This window comes from Ruoffia tabacinasalis, assembly GCF_005864045.1.
In the GTDB taxonomy this organism is placed as follows: Bacteria; Bacillota; Bacilli; order Lactobacillales; family Aerococcaceae; genus Ruoffia; species Ruoffia tabacinasalis.
Map to the genome: position 1 here is coordinate 1 of NZ_VBSP01000126.1, position 272 is coordinate 272.

Consider the following 272-nt stretch of genomic DNA (forward strand, 5'->3'; position numbering starts at 1 on the left):
GTTGACCCCATTTCTACTCAAAAGTTGAGTAGAAATGGGGTCATTTAATTATTACTGGTAAACTATTCCGCAGACATTGGTAAATCTTCCCGCAAAGAGTGGTAAAAAGAACCGCACTACTGGTAAAAAACGTCCGCAATACTCAGCTGAAGGAACTTCGAATGCAGCTTGCCTTATTAAGCGTTGAAGCTTATTACTTTTGCGACGAGAATGTTCGCTGTCTACTAAAAGCTTAAAGCGATCTTCGAAGCCCAAATCGTTATATTGCTTGT

The 272-nt window shown here is 40.1% G+C and carries 1 pseudogene; it reads right to left on the minus strand.

Going from position 1 to position 272, the window contains the following annotated elements:
* Positions 1-51 precede the first annotated feature (51 nt).
* Positions 52-272 (minus strand): annotated as a pseudogene (locus tag FEZ33_RS12300) (IstB-like ATP-binding domain-containing protein); the annotation flags it as partial.